16 protein-coding genes are annotated in these 17617 nt (G+C 67.5%); 6 read left to right on the forward strand and 10 right to left on the reverse strand.

What is annotated here, in order from left to right:
• Positions 1-45: 45 nt before the first annotated feature.
• From E3C22_RS21565 to E3C22_RS21605, 9 genes are all read right to left on the reverse strand, one after another.
• A complete protein-coding gene (locus E3C22_RS21565) occupies positions 46-1005 on the reverse strand; it encodes a DUF4167 domain-containing protein (RefSeq protein ID WP_245515126.1) in 960 nt (319 codons plus the stop codon).
• 335 nt (positions 1006-1340) lie between these two features.
• On the reverse strand, positions 1341-2270 hold the full coding sequence (gene prmC / locus E3C22_RS21570; protein ID WP_167591856.1) for a peptide chain release factor N(5)-glutamine methyltransferase: 930 nt from the start codon (positions 2268-2270) through the stop codon (positions 1341-1343).
• Positions 2271-2391: 121 nt separating this feature from the next.
• Positions 2392-3477, reverse strand: coding sequence for a peptide chain release factor 1 (gene prfA, locus E3C22_RS21575; RefSeq protein ID WP_134763959.1), 1086 nt, complete (start codon positions 3475-3477; stop codon positions 2392-2394).
• A 115-nt stretch (positions 3478-3592) separates the two neighbouring features.
• Positions 3593-5800 carry a phosphoenolpyruvate--protein phosphotransferase gene (ptsP, locus tag E3C22_RS21580; RefSeq protein ID WP_245515127.1) on the reverse strand — a complete coding sequence of 736 codons (2208 nt, stop codon included), beginning with the start codon at positions 5798-5800 and terminating at the stop codon, positions 3593-3595.
• Between the two features lie 265 nt (positions 5801-6065).
• A complete protein-coding gene (locus E3C22_RS21585) occupies positions 6066-7322 on the reverse strand; it encodes an aspartate kinase (protein WP_134763960.1) in 1257 nt (418 codons plus the stop codon).
• Between the two features lie 192 nt (positions 7323-7514).
• A complete protein-coding gene (locus E3C22_RS21590) occupies positions 7515-8114 on the reverse strand; it encodes a class I SAM-dependent methyltransferase (protein ID WP_134763961.1) in 600 nt (199 codons plus the stop codon).
• Complete coding sequence (locus tag E3C22_RS21595) at positions 8102-8818, reverse strand: PIG-L deacetylase family protein (RefSeq protein ID WP_245515135.1); 717 nt, start codon at positions 8816-8818, stop codon at positions 8102-8104. The genes E3C22_RS21590 and E3C22_RS21595 overlap by 13 nt, the downstream gene beginning before the upstream one ends.
• Positions 8819-8820: 2 nt before the next feature.
• Complete coding sequence (locus E3C22_RS21600) at positions 8821-9915, reverse strand: acyl-CoA dehydrogenase family protein (protein WP_167591857.1); 1095 nt, start codon at positions 9913-9915, stop codon at positions 8821-8823.
• On the reverse strand, positions 9905-11062 hold the full coding sequence (locus tag E3C22_RS21605; protein ID WP_167591858.1) for a glycosyltransferase family 2 protein: 1158 nt from the start codon (positions 11060-11062) through the stop codon (positions 9905-9907). The genes E3C22_RS21600 and E3C22_RS21605 overlap by 11 nt, the downstream gene beginning before the upstream one ends.
• A 350-nt stretch (positions 11063-11412) precedes the next feature.
• Here E3C22_RS21605 and ubiG point away from each other — a divergent pair, with 350 nt between their 5' ends.
• From ubiG to E3C22_RS21635, 6 genes are all read left to right on the forward strand, one after another.
• The gene (gene ubiG, locus E3C22_RS21610) at positions 11413-12156 is read left to right on the forward strand and encodes a bifunctional 2-polyprenyl-6-hydroxyphenol methylase/3-demethylubiquinol 3-O-methyltransferase UbiG (RefSeq protein WP_134763965.1); all 744 of its coding nucleotides are present in this window, start codon (positions 11413-11415) and stop codon (positions 12154-12156) included.
• A 351-nt stretch (positions 12157-12507) separates the two neighbouring features.
• Positions 12508-12858 (forward strand): hypothetical protein, encoded by a 351-nt coding sequence (locus E3C22_RS21615; RefSeq protein WP_134763966.1) that lies wholly within the window; start codon positions 12508-12510, stop codon positions 12856-12858.
• A 206-nt stretch (positions 12859-13064) separates the two neighbouring features.
• Positions 13065-13736, forward strand: a complete 672-nt coding sequence (locus tag E3C22_RS21620) for a dimethylsulfonioproprionate lyase family protein (protein ID WP_134763967.1) — start codon at positions 13065-13067, stop codon at positions 13734-13736.
• A gap of 254 nt (positions 13737-13990) precedes the next feature.
• Positions 13991-14626 (forward strand): DUF1326 domain-containing protein, encoded by a 636-nt coding sequence (locus tag E3C22_RS21625; RefSeq protein WP_134763968.1) that lies wholly within the window; start codon positions 13991-13993, stop codon positions 14624-14626.
• A gap of 164 nt (positions 14627-14790) precedes the next feature.
• The gene (locus E3C22_RS21630) at positions 14791-15423 is read left to right on the forward strand and encodes a DUF1326 domain-containing protein (RefSeq protein WP_134763969.1); all 633 of its coding nucleotides are present in this window, start codon (positions 14791-14793) and stop codon (positions 15421-15423) included.
• On the forward strand, positions 15371-16408 hold the full coding sequence (locus tag E3C22_RS21635) for a DUF2182 domain-containing protein (protein ID WP_245515128.1): 1038 nt from the start codon (positions 15371-15373) through the stop codon (positions 16406-16408). Before E3C22_RS21630 ends, E3C22_RS21635 begins: the two co-directional genes overlap by 53 nt.
• Positions 16409-16492: 84 nt before the next feature.
• On the opposite strand, the gene E3C22_RS21640 is transcribed toward E3C22_RS21635, so the two are convergent.
• Positions 16493-17509, reverse strand: coding sequence for a hypothetical protein (locus E3C22_RS21640; RefSeq protein WP_206027007.1), 1017 nt, complete (start codon positions 17507-17509; stop codon positions 16493-16495).
• Positions 17510-17617 lie beyond the last annotated feature (108 nt).

Here is a 17617-nt window from a genome sequence, read left to right on the forward strand (position 1 = left end):
CATCGCCAGCGTCCCGAAGTAACGGCCGGCGGGAAAACGCGTCGATCAGCCGTTCGAGGCTAGGAGGAAGTCCGGCAGCTGCTGCTCGCCATCGTCCTCGTCGGATTTCTTGGAACGGGTGGTGCGGCGGCGCTTCGGCTTTTCCTCGCCATCGGTCTCGGACTTCGCCTTGCGGCGCGTCTTCTTCGGCTCGGCGGCGGCCGGCTCGGCCTCGGGCGACTTCGCCTCCTCGGCCGGCTCAGCGGTCTCGCCAGCTGCCTCGGCGCTCGCCTCGGTCTTGTCGGAAAGACGCGGCCGGCGCGTGCGCGGCCGGCGCTTGGCGCGGCTCTGGGTCTCTTCCAGCGCCTCTGCCGCCGTCATGCCGATCGGCGTTTCGGCCTCGTCGCTGCCAGCGGTCTCGCGCGTCTGCTCTTTCGCGGCATCGTTGCGCTCCTCCGAGCGGCGATCGCGGCCATGGGCCTCGGCGCCGTTCATGCCGCCATGGCCATTGGCGCGGTTGTCGTCGCGCACCATGACCGGCTGCGGGCCGGTGCCGGCCGGCGGCTGATTGCGGTCGCGGCGATCGCGATGGCCGTTGTCGTCGCGGTTGCGCTGGTTGTCGCGGCCGTTGCCGTAGTCGCGGCCGTTCTGGTCACGGCCCGAATGCTGCGGCCGGCGCTCGTTCCGGTCGCCCCGGTCGTTCCGGTCGCCACGGTCGTTGCGGCCATAGCTGCCGTTGTCGACCATGTCGTCATCGTCGTCATCGTCGTCGGAATCGCGCATGTCGCGATCGTCGCGCGGCTGCTGAAACTGCGCCTGGGCGGCGGCGATGATGCGGTTGTAGTGCTCGGCGTGCTGGAGATAGTTCTCCGCCATGACACGGTCGCCGGCGGCAGCGGCGTCGCGCGCCAGCATCGAGTATTTTTCGGCGACGTGCTGGGCCGATCCGCGGATCTTGACGTCAGGGCCGTTCGACTCGTAGTTGCGCGAAAGCGGATTCGGACCCTTGCGCCCACGACCGCGCATACGGTTCTTCTGCTGTCCTGGCCTCATACTCTTCCTGTCTCTTGTGTATCGGGAACATCCGCGATGTTCCGCGTCGGGAGCGCGTAAAACAGCTCCTGTGCTCGGCCCTCTCCCAGGACGGGCCGGCGATGGAAATGTTCTAAAGTCGGTTTCGACTGGCGATCCGAAATCCCAGTTCAACGGACGACCGTTCGGTCATCTCGAGCATCTCCCGGCCCTGCCGTCTGAGATGTCCCCCTCGATTCCTCCGTACGCCGCAGACAATAGAGGTGAAACCAAACAGCGACAAGCCTTATTTCCCGGATTTGGCAAATCCTCCTGCAAGCCTGCGGGCTTCACGAAAGCTTGGACACCGGGTCCGCGGCTCTGGTCAGCGTCAGGACGCGCTCGATGCCGGAAAGATCTCGCGTCCGGCGGGACGACGCAAATCCGCCCGCTGCGAAGAGCGCCTCGACGTCGCCTGCCTGCCCACGTCCGATCTCCAGAACGGCAGCTCCGCCCGGCCGCAGCAGGCGAGCCGCTTCGCCCGCGATCGTCCGGTATGCGTCGAGCCCGTCCGCCCCGCCGTCGAGGGCGAGCATAGGATCGTGCCGGCGCACCCCGATATCGAGCTCGGCGATCTCACTCGTCGGAATATAGGGCGGATTCGAGACGATCAGATCGAATTTTCCGCCGAGGGGCGAAAGATGATCGGCCCTGACCGGAAAGAACCGGTCGGCGACCCCCGCCGCAACGGCGTTCCACCGCGCGGTCGCGAGCGCGCCCTCGGAAATGTCGATGGCGATGGCCTCGGCCGCCGGGCAGAGGGCCAGCAGCGAGACGGCGATGGCGCCCGCTCCGGTGCCGACATCGGCGAACAGGCAGCGGCCGCTCGCCGCGATCGCGGCTTCGACCAGCGGCCGGGCGACCTCGACGAGGATCTCGGTTTCCGGCCGCGGCTCCAGCGTCTCCGGCGACAGGGCGAATTCGTGCTCGTAGAAGGCCCGCCGGCCGATGATCCGGTGCACCGGCTCGCCGGCGATACGGCGCTCCAGTAAGCCGGCAAAATTCTTGATTTCGTTGCCTGCCAGCGGCAGAGCGCTGTGGCGGTGGATATCACTTGGCCCGGCGCCAGTCGCTTCGGCGAGCAGCAGCCGGGCATCGAGTTCCGGCGTCGGGATCGCCGGTCCTGAGCCTCTTGTCGCGGCAACCGAGCCGGCCTCGCGCAGCCGGGCCACCGCCTCGCTGTAGAGGGTGCCGAGCCGAATGGCGGCGTCCGAGGGCAATGGCGCAGAGGCTGGAGACGGCGCGGCGGCAGGCGGAGCCGCGCCCGCCGGACCGTCCCTCAACGGTTCCCCGGCCGTGGCCGCCACCGGCGTCTTTTCTGCCCGGATCATGCCGGGCGCCTCACGCCTCGTCCTCGCCGCCGACGGCGGCCAAAAGCTTCGCCTGATGGTCGGAAACGAGCGCCTCGACCAGTTCGTCGATCTCGCCCTCCATCACCCGGTCGAGCTTGTAGAGGGTGAGGTTGATCCGGTGGTCGGTCACCCGGCCTTGCGGAAAATTGTAGGTGCGGATGCGCTCGGAGCGGTCGCCGGAGCCGACCTGGCTCTTGCGGGCGGCGGAGCGCTCGTCGTCGGCCTTCTGGCGTTCCATGTCGAACAGCCGCGCCTTCAGCACCTGCATCGCCCTCGCCCGGTTCTGGTGCTGCGACTTTTCCGAGGAGGTCACCACGATCCCGGTCGGCAGGTGGGTGATGCGCACCGCCGAATCGGTGGTGTTGACGTGCTGGCCGCCGGCACCGGAAGAGCGCATCGTATCGATGCGGATGTCCTCGGCCCGGACGTCGACGTCGATGTCCTCGGCCTCGGGGAGGACCGCGACGGTCGCGGCCGAGGTGTGGATGCGGCCGCCGGATTCGGTCTCCGGCACGCGCTGGACACGGTGGACGCCGGATTCGAACTTCAGCCGCGAGAAGACGCCGGCACCGCGGATCGCCGCGATCACCTCCTTGTATCCCCCGACTTCGCCCTCGCTCGCGGAAAGAATCTCGAGCTTCCAGCGATTGAGTTCGGAATAGCGCTGATACATGCGGAAGAGGTCGCCGGCGAAGAGCCCCGCCTCGGAGCCGCCGGTGCCGGCACGGATCTCGAGGATCGCGCCCTTCTCGTCGGCGGCGTCCTTGGGCAGAAGCAGCAGCCTGATCCGCTGGGTCAGCACCTCGATCCGGTCCCTCAGGCTGTCGATCTCGAGCTCGGCGAGTTCGCGCATCTCCCGGTCGGCGGAGGGATCGGTGAGGAGGGCGCGGGACCCCTTCAGCTCCTCCTCGGCCCGGCGGTAGTCGCCGATCGCCGCATTGACCTCCTCTAGGGAGGCGTATTCCGCGGCGAGCTTCGAATAGACCTCGTGCTCCGGCCCTTTCGCCATTTCCCGCTCGAGAGTGGCGAAGCGGTTCTGGATCTCGTTCAATGTCGCGTTCGGCAGGGTCGCCATGATGTCCGGTTCAATGCCTGAATGAAAATGTCTGCGGCATTAAGGCCGGGCGGAAGCCGACGCTCCGCCTGCTCGCTTTGCCGCAATGCGCTTTAGCTGATCTCAGCGCATGTCGCTAATATGGGATGGCATGGCGCTCGGCGAAATCCTTCAGGAACGCCCGCGCCGATCCTGTCTCCTCGCCATCGTCGAGAAGCGCATGGAGTTCGCCCGAAAGCGCCGCGGCGTCGAGGGTCGTCAGCATCGCCTTGACCGGGCCGATCGACGGCGGCGCCATCGAAATGTTCCGGAAGCCGAGGCCGATGAGAGCCATCGCCGAGAGCGGCCGGCCGGCCATCTCGCCGCAGAGCGAGAGATGCACGCCGTTCCTCTCGCTGGCCGCGACCACGCTGCGCAACGCCCTGAGGAACGGCACCGACAGGTCGTCGTAGCGGCCGGAGACATTGGCGTTGCCGCGATCGACGGCGAAGAAGAACTGGAACAGGTCGTTCGAGCCGATCGAGACGAAGTCGAGCCCCGCCATCAGCGGATCCAGCTGATAGAGCAGCGACGGCACCTCCAGCATCGCGCCGATCGACAGCTTCTTCGGCGGCTCGTAGCCGAAGCGCGTGAGATGGTCGAGCTCGCGGTCGATCAGCGCGCGGGCAGCGCGGATCTCAAAAAGATCGGTGACCATCGGAAACATGATCCGGCTTTCCCGGCCGGACGAGGCCTTCAGGAGCGCCCGCAGCTGGGTGCGCAGGAGGCCGGGCCGGTCGAGCGCCAGCCGCATCGCCCGGTAGCCGAGCGCCGGGTTCTCCTCCGGGCCGTGGCTGAGATAGGGCAACAGCTTGTCGCCGCCGACATCGAGGGTGCGGAAGGTCACCGGCTTGTCGCCGGCGGCATCGAGCACGGCCCGATAGAGACGCTCCTGGTCGCCGGCCCGCGGCATGGTCGAGGCGACCATGAACTGCAGCTCGGTGCGGAACAGGCCGATCCCCTCGGCGCCGGATTCGGCGAGCTGCGGCAGGTCGACGAGCAGCCCGGCATTCATCTGCAGGCCGATCATCGTGCCGTCGACGGTGCGCGCCGGCTGGTCGCGCAGCGAGCGGTAGCGCTGCTGGCGTTCGGCACGGAAGCGCAGCTTGTCGGAGAAGAGGTCGTGGACCTCCGGCGGCGGGCGCAGATGCACGTCGCCGCTCTCGCCGTCGACGATGATCGAATCGCCTTTCTCCGAGCGCGAGACGACGCCCTTCACCTGGCCCGCGACGGGAATGCCGAGGGCCCTGGCGACGATGACGACGTGGCTCGTCGCAGCGCCCTCCTCGAGGACGAGGCCGCGGATCTGGCCGCGATGATAGTCGAGCAGCTCGGCGGCGCCCATGTTACGGGCGACGACCACCGCGTCGGCGATGTCGGCGCTGACGCCGCCCTGGCCGATCAGCTGGCGTAAAAGCCGGTTGGCGAGATCGTCGAAGTCGTGCAGCCGCTCGCGGATATAGGGGTCGGTGAGGTGCATCATGCGCGCCCGCATGTCCGATTGCACCTTCTCGACCGCCGCCTCGGCGGTGAGGCCGTTGCGCACCGCCTCTTCAAGCCGGCGCACCCAGCCGCGGTCCTGGGCGAACTTGCGATAGGTCTCGAGCACGGCGCGGTGCTCGCCCTCGTCGGCGACGTCGCGCCGGTCGAGCATGTCGGCGATCGATTCCCGCAGGATCGCCAGCGCCTCGGTCAGCCGCGACACCTCGGTCTCGACGTCCTCGTTGAAAAGGCTCGAGACGACCACCCGCGGCTCGTGCAGGACGACGCGGCCGATGCCGATGCCGTCGCAGAGCGGCTCGCCCTCGAAGCTGACCGGGCGGGTGAGGTCGAGGGTGGCGCCGGGGCGGGTCAGCCCCTCCAGCCCGCCGGCGGCGATCATCTCGGCGATCACCATGGCGACGGTCTCGAAGGCTTCCGATTCCTCCTCGGGATAGACCCGGCCGGCCGCCTTGTTCTGGACGACGAGCACGCCGAGGGTGCGCCCTGCCCTCAACACGGGCACGCCGAGGAAGGTCGCATAGATCTCCTCGCCGGTTTCGGGAAGGTAGGTGAAGGCCGGATGGTTCTGGGCGTCGGAGAGGTTCAGCGGCCGGGCGGTCGCGGCGATGGTGCCGACGAGGCCCTCGCCGAGCTTCAGCTGGGCGAGATGCACCGAACCGGGATTGAGGCCTTCGGTGGCATACAGTTCGAGCACACCGTCGGAACGCAGCACATAAAGCGAGCAGACCTCGGTCTCCATGTGCTTGGCGATCAGCTTGACGATCTGATCGAGACGCGCCTGCGGCTCCAGGGGCTCGATCATGAGCTCCCGGATGCGGCGCATCAGCACCCGCGGTCCTGAGGTGTCGCTCCTGTTCAACCCCTGCCTTCCGTCCTGTGCCGCCAAGGATGTCCGGAATCAATCCGGTTCCGAAACTGCTTCATCACCGCCATGGCAATCCGGCCCATGCGACTCAACGGCCACGAGACCATGGTGCCGGATTTGCGGGTTGCGAGGCAAGAACCCAGCCGTTTTCGGTTGCCGCCGGCCATCGCGGCGGGCCGCGACGGTTCCGGGGGGTCGAGAGTCAGGCCTTGTCGAGGCCGTAGACGCCGTGCAGCGCCCGCACGGCCAGTTCGGTGTAGTCGCCGTCGATCAGGATCGAGATCTTGATCTCGGAGGTGGTGATCGCCTTGATGTTGATACCGCGGGCGGCGAGCGCCTTGAAGGCCGTCGCCGCGACGCCGGTGTGGCTGCGCATGCCGATGCCGATCACCGAGACCTTGGTGAGTCCGGATTCGCTCTGCAGCGAATCATAGCGCATCTCGGCCTTGGCCTTTTCGAGGATCGCCGTGGCCTTCTGCAGGTCGCCGGCCGGCACCGTGAAGGTCATATCCGTCGCATCGCCGGATTCGGAGATGTTCTGGACGATCATGTCGACATTGACGCCGGCATCGGCCAGCGGACCGAAGATCGCCGCCGCGACGCCCGGGCGGTCCTCGACGCGCCTCAGCGAGATCTGCGCCTCGTCCCGCGAATAGGCGATACCCGTCACCACCTGCTGTTCCACGATTTCGTCCTCGTCGCATATGAGGGTTCCCGGCGGATTGTCGAAATCGCCCATGCCGGGAGCATCCGGATCCTCGAAGGAGGAGCGCACGAAGGTGCGCACCTTGTGTACCATGGCGAGCTCGACCGAGCGCACCTGCAGCACCTTGGCACCGAGCGAGGCCATTTCGAGCATCTCCTCGAAGGAGATCCTCGCCATGCGCCGGGCCTTGGGCTCGATCCGCGGATCGGTGGTGTAGACGCCGTCGACGTCGGTATAGATGTCGCAGCGATCGGCGGCGATCGCCGCGGCGATGGCGACGGCGCTGGTGTCCGAACCGCCGCGCCCGAGCGTCGCGATGCGGTTGTCCGGGGCGATCCCCTGGAAGCCGGCGACGACCGCCACCTGCTGCTCCTCGTCGAAGCGGCGGACGATCTCGGCGGCGTCGATCTCCTGGATCCTCGCGGCGCCATGGGAGCCGTCGGTGCGGATCGGGATCTGCCAGCCCTGCCAGGAGCGGGCGTTGATGCCCATCTGCTGCAGCGTGATCGCCAGGAGCCCGGCGGTGACCTGTTCGCCCGAGGCGACCACCGCGTCATATTCGCGGGCGTCGTGGATGGGCGAAGCCGCGCGGCACCAGCCGACCAGCTCGTTGGTCTTGCCCGCCATCGCCGATACCACCACGGCGACATGGTGACCGGCATCGACCTCGCGTTTGACATGCCGGGCGACATTGCGGATGCGGTCGACGTCGCCGACGGATGTTCCGCCGAATTTCAGGACGAGACGGGCCATGGGCTGCGTTTGTTCACCTGGGCGGCGCGGCACCCTGGCGGGTCCGGCTGTTCCTTCGTTCGTTCACCCCCGGAGGCAGCGGTGCGCCTGCCCCTTCGGCGCGCGTTCCCTAACCGATGGCGGCGGTCGGCGCAATCTTTCGCTTCCGGGGGCCACCGGCTGCCCGGATCCGGCACTGCGGCGAGAGACCGTTCACCGCGGCCCCGATCTTGCGAGAGGCTTGTCGAAGGCGTCCATCCGATAGCGGCTGGTACGGCTGGAGAGCGCCGGCAGCAGGCGTCGGCGGCAATGGCGCTCGACGAGACGCGCCGCGGCGGCAGGCCGCGTTGCGGCATCGCCGAATGGAACGACGTGATGCAGCGCGACCAGCCGGCCGCCAGGCGCCAGCGCCGCCTCGATCCGCCTGAGGCACGCCTCGAGATCGCGGCGCGGCAGGTAATAGAGGATCTCCGACGCGACGATCAGGTCGAACGGCCCCCGCGGCAGTCCTTGCGGCAGCAGGCCTCTGACGAAACGGACGTTCTTCGCCCCTACATTCCTCGCCGCCGCATGGGCGAGCGCGGTGGGCGATGCATCCTGCGCGACGAGCCTCAGCGCCGAGCGGCGGAGCGCCGCGGTGGTCTCGCCATTGGCGCAGGCGAGTTCCAGCACCCGGCCCCGGCAGCGTGGGCCGCAGCCTTTCAGAAGCACCTCACGCTTGTTCCGCTCAAATAGTGAGCCGGCATAGTTCCACGGATCGGGATCGGCTCGGAACAGCGCCTCGAAACCGTCGGCATCGATCACCCGTCCCATGGCCGCACATAGATCTCCAGCGGCCCGGTCAGCCGTGCGATGGTCTCTTCGCCGAGCAGGAAGCCGTCCGGATCGTCGTCGATCAGGGCCGTCGTCTGCGACAGATGCGCCGCCACCGCCTGGCGCTTGGCGACCCTGAGATGCGAGACGTCGAAGGCGACGAACTCGGCCTCGTCCGGCGCCGGTCGGTCACCGAGTTGACCGAACTCGTCGAGCCAGATCGCATATTCCATGGTCGCGATGGCACGGCCAGACGCGGCGATCGCCTCCGTCGACAGGCGCCAGGAATCGCGATGGTCGCGATGCGGATCGCGGCGCCACGGCAGCAGGACGAGATCCGGCCGGAAGCCGGCGAGCAGCTGCTCGACCCTGTCGCGCGCGGCGGTCCATTCCGCCGAGCCCGGCTGCGGCATGTCGGCGTCCCTCAGCCGCAGGAAGCTGCGCGGCTGATTGCCGAGACCGAGACGGGCGAGCGCTTCGGCCGCTTCGCTCTCCCGCTGCGAGGCGAGGCGCTGGCGCGGCCAGCTTTTTGAGGCGGGATGCGAGGCGCCGCCGTCGGTGACGAACAGCGTGTGGATCTGCCGCCCGCCCGCCGCCAGCATGACCATCAGACCGCCGCAGCCGAGAGACTCGTCGTCCGGATGCGGCGCGATGACGAGGATGCGGCGGGCATCGATGTCGCGGGGGTCGAGAAGGCGCGGCATCGTCACCGGCCGGCCGCCATTTCGCCGGCGAGAAAGGCGTCGGCAAATCCGGTGAGGGCGCCGTCGGGGTTCGGCTGGCGAAGATAGGTGCGAAGGTCGGGGATCAGCCGCTCCAGAGGATGCGGCGCATTGAAGCCGGCGGCACCGACCGCCCGCTCGGCGGTTTCGAGAACCTCCATCGCCAGTTGCTCGACCACCGTCCTGAAGCCGTTGGCAACGGCACGCAGCCGGGCGCCATCGGGATCTGCACCCACCGCCGTCTCGGCCGCGTCCCAGGCGTCTGCGGCCGATTCCAGCCACAGCCGACCGGTTTCGAGCGCCAGCCCCATCCTCCCCAGACGATGCGCCTGATGGGGATTTCCGGACCGACCCGAAGCCTGAAGGTGATCGACTGCCGCCTGCGCCACCGCCCGCATGCCGCCGACATGGACTGCGGAAAAACGGATGGCGCCGCCAGTGAACCACGGCTCGGCGATGTAGTCGCCGGGTACGCCGAGCGGCGTGATGGCCTCTGCCGGCACCGGGGCGAAATCCACCACATGGCTGCCGGAGGCCGTCATGCCGAGGGGTCGCCACCAGGAGCGGTCGACCGCGACCGCATCGAGCCCGACGATGAACATCTGCCGGCCGTCCGGGACCGGGGCGGTGACGATCGCATGGCTGAGGCCGTCGACGCCGGAGGCAAAGTTCTTCCTGCCGGTGAGCCGGCCGTCGCGAGAGGTCAGCGGATCGCCCGGCTGGTCGGTGTTCCAGACGCCGAAGAGGCCGCCCGCCTCGGCCAGCGCGTGTACCTTTCTGACGATCTCCGGCGGGCCGAACCGCCGGACGAGATCGAGCGCGTTGACATGGCCCTCATAGAGCCTGCCGAGGCCAAGATCGCCCTGCCCGACCGCGGCGAGCAGCCTGAGGAGAGAGCGCCCCTCGCCTTTGCCGATCGGCGGCCTCGAACAGAGGCCGCGCTTGCGCAGGACATCAAAGCCTTCCGCGGGAAAGGCGTCGCGGTCGTCAGCGCCGCCAACCGCGGCGGCGATCTCCTTCGACAGACCGTCGAACCCTTCGACATTTCGGCTTTTCGCGATGATGGTCTCATGCCGCATGGCCGATATCCTCATAGCCGGCGAGATGGGCGGTGAGTTCCGCGATCGCCTCTGCGACGGGCACGCTCGCCGGCGCATCCGGCTCGTCCGGGGCGAAGCGCTCGACGAGAAACGCCCGGAAGCTGCCGTCGCCCCGTCGGGCGCGCCATTCATGGGCCGCAATGCCGAGAAGGCTGGCGAGATCCTGATCGCCGGCAGGGCCTTCCAGCCGGCCGGACCGCAGATAGGACCGCAGCCGGGCACGTTCGACGACGGCCGACGGCGCCTCGACGAGATGCGGCCGATCGGCATTCGCCATGTCCACCCAGTCGCGCAGGCAATCGGCCATACCGCCAAGTGCCCGGCCGACGGTGCGCGCCGAGACTTCCACGACGACCTCGGGCGCATGCCGCAGCCGAAACCCGGCGGCCCGAAGCCGCGAGACGAAATCGAGGTCCTCGCGGGTCGGCAGGGCGGCGAACCCGCCGATGCTGTCATAGACTTGCGCCCGGAAGGCGAGGCTCGCGCCGGTGTGGTGTCGATGGCGCGGCCAGGGATCGTGGGCGATCGGGTCGATGATCGCGGTGAGCTGGTCCGCCAGCATCGCGTAGCACTCATGGTCGCGGGCCCGGGCAAGAAACTTCTCGCCGAGCATCGCCTCTTCGGCGGCATTGCCGACGATCTGCCCGCCGACGGCATCCGCTCCGGCGGCGATCGCCGCAAGATTGGCCTCGATCCAAGTCTCAAAGGGCCGGGCGTCGGCGTCGGTGGTCAGCAGCACGGCTTCGTCGGAGCGTGGCGACAGCGACCGCGCGACGTCGAGCGCCAGCCGGCGGGCCGAGCCGACATGGGCGCATGGCGGCGGGAAGTCGACCACCACCGGATAGAGCGCAATGCCTGGCTGCGTGGCGGCGGCCTCGGCGGCGATCTTGGCGGAGGCATCGGTGCAGTTGTTGAAGACGAGGACGAGCGGCAGAGGCGCCGAAGCGGCGGCAAGGAATGTCTGCCGGCCGAGCGCCTCGATCAGCCCGGCGATCCGTTCGGCTTCGTTGCGCACCGGCACCGCCACCAGCGGCAGCGCCCGCCGCCCGCCGACACCGCCCGGCCCGGGCACGCACCGGGGCGCGGCATCGGCGATCTGCGCAGGCTGGGGGAACTCTGGCGACACGGAACAGACCGTCCTCTCAAAAACCTTGCCGTTGCTAAGCGCGGCGCAACTGCGAACTCCCGCTCTGCCGGCCGAAGCGGTCAAGCACATCGAAAGCGAATGTCGACGCCCTGTGGGAGCGAGCGCTCATGGTGACGTCAGATCGCATGACGAATTTGCACCGCTAGAAGGTTGTAAGGCTGACGGTCGTTCCCGCATCCGCAGGGGTTTTCGCTTTGCCGGCTGTCCATTGCCGGGGTCGCCATCCCCGCATGGCTGCCACGCAATTCCCTTATTGCCGCGTCATGCGCTTGACTTCGCGGCCACGGAGCGAACATGCCGCCTGCAAATGCAATGAACGGAACGGATCGATGCCGGACGCAACGACGATCGACGCGGGCGAGGTGGAACGCTTTTCGCGCCTCGCCAGGGAGTGGTGGAACCCTGCCGGCAAGTTCAAGCCGCTGCACAAGTTCAACCCCGTCCGGCTCGATTATATCCGCAACGAGATCGCCACCAATTTCGCTCGCGATCCTCTGCAGCCGAAGCCCTTCGAAGGCCTGTCGATCCTCGATATCGGCTGCGGCGGCGGGCTGATCTCCGAGCCCCTGGCGCGGCTCGGCGCGACGGTGGTGGGCGCCGACGCGTCGGAGACCAATATCGAGGTGGCGCGGCTGCACGCCTCGGGCACCGGCCTCTCGATCGACTACCGGGCGACGACGGCCGAGGCGATCGCCGCCGGCGGCGAGACCTTCGATGTCGTATTGGCGCTCGAGATCGTCGAGCATGTCGCCGATGTCGATCTCTTCCTGTCCTCCTGCGCGGCGATGGTGAAGCCCGGCGGCCTGCTCTTCGTCGCGACGATCAACCGGACGTTCAAGGCACTGACCTTCGCCATCGTCGGAGCCGAATATGTGCTCGGCTGGCTGCCGAAGGGGACGCACCAATATTCGAAGCTGGTGCGGCCGGAGGAGATCGAGCGTCCGGTCCAGGCGGCGGGGCTGTCGATGATCGACGAGACCGGCGTCGTCTATCACCCGCTGGCCGACGAATGGCGGCTCTCGCGCGATCGGGACGTGAACTACATGCTGCTTGCCCGGCGTCCGGAAGTGTAAACTCTGCTATATCCGCGTTTTACTCTTCAGCTTGTCGCCTGAAACCCGAACTATACTTGCTGGTGCGACATATTCGCGCCTTCTCGGGTGGATGCCGTCACGACGTTTCGCAATCTCCGCAGATCCGATACAATCAAGAGTTAAAGCATGCGCGATGTAATTTCATCGTCGCGCAACTTAATGCAGCCTAATCTTTGCCCGGCCACGAATATTTGGACGGGAAACTTACAAAATACAGAGGCTCACAGGCACGTGATCAAGGTCAGGACAAGCCCGGGCCGCTAGGGTGCTGAAATCGGGCCAACAATATCAACCGAGCACGAAGGGCCAGAACCGGAAAGAGGTGATGAAATGGCAGCCAACAGAGACGGTATTCCGAACGAGACCACCTGTCCGGTTTCCCTCGACCTTCTGGCCAAGCTGCTGCGGTCGGACGGGGACCTCCGCGACGACCTGATCCGCGCGATCCCGGCGATGGAGCGGGCCAGGCTCGCCTTCTTCTGCTACAACCGCGTCCACCTTCGCGCCCTCGCCTTCCGCATCACGCTGCTCTGCGAGCTGAAGGAGCTGCGCATTCTCGCTGGCACCAAGGGCGACATGCTCTATCAGCAGGCGACCGAATACGGCATCTACGACGACCATCAGGACGCCATCCTGCCGAAGCGCCGGGGCATCACCCTCGCCCGCACCGCCCGCGGCTGAGCGCACCGTGGCCCGGCGCTGTTCGGGCCATTTCGACAGCCAGCGGCGATCCGATAGCCGCTGCTGCGAGCCGCGCGTTGGGGCGAGGATTCTCGGCCTGAAAGCGCCCCCGCGATCTCGTCGCCGGCGACCGTCCTTCATCCGCACGACCGCTGCGACAGGCAGCCGGACTCGCCGCGCCGCATCGGCGCGATAGCTCCATCGGCATGAGCGAAAAGCTGTCCGACTGCCCCGACTGGAAATACCTCCTGCAGGAGTTCGACGTCCTCTACCGCCACGGCTCGGCCGGCGGGAGCAAGGCGATCCGCAGCCATCGCAAGCGCGTGCGCGACACCCTCTCTGCAATCGTCGAGGAGGATCCGCCGATCGTCATCGACGCGCCGGCGGTCAAGCCGGTCACCGCCCATCTCTCCCGCGCCCTCGACCTCGGCGCGCGCTCTGCCGTCAGCGGCATTGCCCGGGCGCTCGGCCATGTCGCCGCTTCGCTCGTCTGGTCCTACGGCTATCCGAGCGTGCCGAAGGCGCTGTCGCGCAAATACGCCTATGCCGAGGTGCTGGGGCCGACCGGCCCGGTCAAGGCGGACGGGCTGATCCTCGGCTTCGTGCTGTTTGCGCCGGGCACGACCTATCCCCAGCACGCCCATCAGGGCATCGAGGAGAGCTACGTCTCGGTGGCCGGCGCCTGGTCGGAGAACGACGGCGCCGTCTATGCGCCGGGCTCGCTGATCCTCAACCGCTCCGGCGTCGAACACCGCATCACCACCGGCGAGCAGGATCCCTGCCTCCTCGCCTATGCCTGGACCGGCCCGGCCGAGCGCCTCGCCGCCCCGGGCATGAAGTTCTCCTCGCGGCGGGGAGTCCCGCGAGCGGGTGCCTGAGACTAACCAAGCTGCAAGCAACGAAACGGTTGCGTCTGCTACGGTTGCGAATTCCTCGCTTTTGGACAGCAGCGACGGAGACCGACGGCAAAAGCTCCAAGCAGACAAGCCGATAAAAGCCCGGACACGCGTCGCAATAGCATCAACCGGGGGCCGGGAGCTTCCTTGGCGACGGTCAATTACCGACTATTCCTTAACGGCAACTTCTGCTAGCTTACTTTCCAGCGGCTCTGAATGACGTCTCGGAGGACCCGATGCCCTATGTCGACTGGGCGATCAAGGGGCCGAAGATCGCGGCGTGCAGTTGCGACTATGGCTGTCCCTGCGAATTCAACGGCAGACCGACCGAGGGCCTCTGCGAAGGCCTCGAATGCATGCGTATCGACGAAGGCTGGTTCGGCGAGTTGCGGCTGGACGGGCTGAAGGTGGCGGCCGCCTATCGCTGGCCAGGCCCCGTGCACGAGGGCGGCGGCATCGTCCAGGGCTTCATCGACGAGGCGGCTTCGGATGCCCAGGTCGAGGCGCTCGCGACGATCCTCGGCGGCGGCGAGCAGGAGCCGACCACCGTCTTCAACATCTATGGCGCGACCATCGACCAGGAGCTGCCGCCGGTCTTTGCAGCGATCGGTTTCGGCTGCGACATCGAGGCCCGCACCGGCTGGTTCGGCATCGACGGCAAGCTGAACCTCTCCCTCGAGCCGATCAGGAACCCGGTGACCGGTGCGCCGCACCGGGCCCGCATCGTGCTGCCGGAGGGGTTCGAGTTTCGCGAGGCGGAGGTCGCGAGCGGCACCTTCACCGCCGAAGGCGATATTGAGATGCAGCGACGCAGCCGCTACGGCGCCCTCTGGCAGGCCGCCTACGGGCCCTATGGGATCATCGCCCCCTGACAGCGGGAGGGTCCGCGGCGCCCCGCGTCGGCCCGCATTGCCTGCCGCGCCGCCGGCTTGGCCGCAGTCTGGTCAAAGATGGTCGGCGATCGGCCGCGTCCCGGGCCGCCGGCTTGCGAAAGACCGATCGAAAGGGATCGCGCTTGTAATGGGAGAACCACGTCATGACCCCCTGGGAAATCGAAGGCGTCGAACTGGTCAACTGCAACTGCGCCTATGGCTGCCCCTGCCAGTTCAACGCCCTGCCCACCCACGGTCACTGCCAGGCGGCGGGAGCCATCGAGATCCACCGGGGACATCATGGCGATGTCAGCCTCGACGGCACGCGCATTGCCTTCATCTTCCAGTGGCCGGGGCCGATCCACGAGGGAGGCGGGAAATGCCAGCCGATCGTCGACGAAAGCGCCGACGAGGCCCAGCGCATGGCGCTTCTGAAGATCATGTCCGGCGAGGATTCCGAGCCCGGCCGCACGATGTTCAACGTCTTCGCCTCGACCCTCGACCAGGTCTTCGACCCGGCCTTCCGCAAGATCGCCATGACGGTTGACGTCGACGAGCGGCGCGGCAGCATCCATGTCGACGGCTTCATCGACACGGCGGGCGAGCCGATCCGCAACCCGGTGACCGGCCAGCCCCACCGCGCCCGCATCGACCTGCCCAACGGCTTTGAATATTCGCTGGCCGAGATCGGCAGCGCCTCGACGCAGACCAAGGGGCCGATCGCGCTGTCGCTGAAGGATTCCTATGGCCAGTTCGCCCGGCTGCATCTCAGCGGCCAGGGACCGGTCCGGCACTGACATGGCCGGCACGGCGCCGCAGCCCTCGACCGTCGAAATGCTCGTCCGCCGCGATCGTTGGATCATGGCGGCGGGCATCCTCGCGCTGATGGTGCTCTCCTGGCTTTGGCTGCTCGTCGGCGCCGGCACCGGCATGAGCGTCTGGATGATGAGCCGGCCGGCGATCTTTCCGGGCGGCGACGCCGGCATGGCGACCATGCAGACCATGCCGGGCATGCAGCCGAGCCCCGAGACGCCGGCCACGCCCAACATGGCTGGAATGGCGGGAATGGCGCCGATGCCCGACCAGGCGGCAACGCCCGGGAAACCGGCGATGCCCGGTGAGGAGGTGATGCCGGAAACGCCTGTGATGCCGTGGTCGGCCGGAACCTGGCTGGTCATCGCGGCGATGTGGTGGATCATGATGATCGCCATGATGCTGCCGAGCGCCGCGCCAATGGTGCTGCTGCACGCGCGGGTCAGCCGCCACGCCCAGGTGAAGGACCAGATGCCCGCCGGTCCGGTGCCGACGGGCACCTTTCTTGCCGGCTACCTGCTCGTCTGGCTCGGCTTCTCGCTGGTCGCGACGGCCCTCCAGCATTTCAGCGAAAGGCTCGGCCTGCTCTCGCAGCCGATGATGTGGTCGGTCAGTGCCTGGCTGGCGGCCGCGGTGCTGATCGCCGCCGGCCTCTACCAGCTGTCGCCCTTCAAGCGCGCCTGCCTCGAACATTGCCGCTCACCGGCGGAATTTCTCTCGCGGCACTGGCGGCCTGGCCAGGCGGGCGCGCTGCGCATGGGGATTACGCATGGCGCCTATTGCCTCGGCTGCTGCTGGGCGCTGATGGCGCTGCTCTTCGTCGGCGGCATCATGAATGTCTACTGGATCGCCGGCCTCGCCATCGTCGTGCTCCTGGAAAAGCTGCTGCCGCGCGGCGACAGGCTGGCGCTGGCGCTCGGGCCGGTGTTCATCCTCGCCGGGGCATGGATCGCCATCGAAGCCTTGTGATGCCGCGTCCGCCCTGGGACGGACGGCGACAGGCCGAAGCCGTTGCGCAGGCTTGTTCCGGTCTAAGGGGCGGCCACGCCTGTCCTACGGCCAGAGATGGTGCTTCTTCAAAAAGGCCTCGATCGCCTCCCCTTCGCCCTCGACGACCGCCTCGAGAGCATTGAAGGGCGTGCCGTCGAAATAGCGCGGCGGCGTGCCCGGCCCGTCGGGGCTGCCATGGCCGGTGTCGATCGAATGGCGCCATTTCTCCGCATGGGCCTTCCATTCCGCCTGGTCGACGAGGGTCGGCGCGTCGAGCCAGACGTTCCAGGTCAGCACATTCGTCGGCTGCAGCAAATTGCCCGAGCCGAGATTGAAGATCCGCATGACGAGGGCATTGAAGTCGTCGACCAGCGGATGGCGCCGCGACATGATCGGCCCGATCTGCACCGCCACATTGGCGACCGCCCAGGCCTCGGCCTCGTGCCGCGCGAAGTCCGGGTTGGGAAAGCCGTCATTGATGCCGGAGCGCACCGAGATGATCGGCTGCTCCGGATCGCCGACATGATGCAGCGTCACCTGGATGGCATTGGCCTTGTCGGCGGGAAAGGGCAGGTTCTCGGCCCTGAAATAGGCCTCCAGCCACTGGTAGAGGCGCTTGTCCCTGGCGCTCGGGCCGAACCAGATCTTGCCGGTCACCGTCATGTCGGCAGCGACGAGGTCATAGTCGAGATCGCTCGCCGTCTCGTTGACCCAACCGCGCTGGCCGGTGACCGTCACCTCGATGTTGAGATCGCCGATGGTCGGCGAATAGGTGCCCTGCTGCGGGCAGATGATCGAGAAGATCCGGCCGGCATCGTCATAGCCGGCGCGGGAGATGTCGGGCGCGAACATCTGGTAGCAGCGCGACGACGGATCGCCGATCACCGTTTCCCAGCTGAATTCCGGCCAGAGCACGTCGAGCTGGCGCTGCAACAGCGGTACATTCGCCATGTTGTCGAGCATCGGTAGCGGCGAGAGGTCGGGATCGGGATAGGAAAATTTCGGATTGGAAGCGGAGAACCCGCCGACCCAGCCGGGCGCCGGCGTCTTCGATGGCTGGATGACCTTATAGGACTGCATGGCTTGCCTCCTCGATCGCCGGTCCGCCGCGGCCTCATGCCGCTGCGGTATTTTTTCCCATTCTGACAGTCTGCGTCATTCCGACCGCAATATCCAGTTGCGATTATC

Source organism: Jiella endophytica (assembly GCF_004519335.1).
GTDB lineage: Bacteria > Pseudomonadota > Alphaproteobacteria > Rhizobiales > Rhizobiaceae > Jiella > Jiella endophytica.

Bases quoted from the DNA above. Each gene is read 5' to 3' on its own strand.
- E3C22_RS21565 (WP_245515126.1), bottom strand. From the start codon at position 1,005: ATGCGCGGTCGTGGGCGCAAGGGTCCGAATCCGCTTTCGCGCAACTAC.
- prfA (WP_134763959.1), bottom strand. From the start codon at position 3,477: ATGGCGACCCTGCCGAACGCGACATTGAACGAGATCCAGAACCGCTTC.
- ptsP (WP_245515127.1), bottom strand. From the start codon at position 5,800: ATGATCGAGCCCCTGGAGCCGCAGGCGCGTCTCGATCAGATCGTCAAG.
- E3C22_RS21585 (WP_134763960.1), bottom strand. From the start codon at position 7,322: ATGGCCCGTCTCGTCCTGAAATTCGGCGGAACATCCGTCGGCGACGTC.
- E3C22_RS21590 (WP_134763961.1), bottom strand. From the start codon at position 8,114: ATGGGACGGGTGATCGATGCCGACGGTTTCGAGGCGCTGTTCCGAGCC.
- E3C22_RS21595 (WP_245515135.1), bottom strand. From the start codon at position 8,818: ATGCCGCGCCTTCTCGACCCCCGCGACATCGATGCCCGCCGCATCCTC.
- E3C22_RS21600 (WP_167591857.1), bottom strand. From the start codon at position 9,915: ATGCGGCATGAGACCATCATCGCGAAAAGCCGAAATGTCGAAGGGTTC.
- ubiG (WP_134763965.1), top strand. From the start codon at position 11,413: ATGCCGGACGCAACGACGATCGACGCGGGCGAGGTGGAACGCTTTTCG.
- E3C22_RS21615 (WP_134763966.1), top strand. From the start codon at position 12,508: ATGGCAGCCAACAGAGACGGTATTCCGAACGAGACCACCTGTCCGGTT.
- E3C22_RS21620 (WP_134763967.1), top strand. From the start codon at position 13,065: ATGAGCGAAAAGCTGTCCGACTGCCCCGACTGGAAATACCTCCTGCAG.
- E3C22_RS21625 (WP_134763968.1), top strand. From the start codon at position 13,991: ATGCCCTATGTCGACTGGGCGATCAAGGGGCCGAAGATCGCGGCGTGC.
- E3C22_RS21630 (WP_134763969.1), top strand. From the start codon at position 14,791: ATGACCCCCTGGGAAATCGAAGGCGTCGAACTGGTCAACTGCAACTGC.
- E3C22_RS21635 (WP_245515128.1), top strand. From the start codon at position 15,371: ATGGCCAGTTCGCCCGGCTGCATCTCAGCGGCCAGGGACCGGTCCGGC.
- E3C22_RS21640 (WP_206027007.1), bottom strand. From the start codon at position 17,509: ATGCAGTCCTATAAGGTCATCCAGCCATCGAAGACGCCGGCGCCCGGC.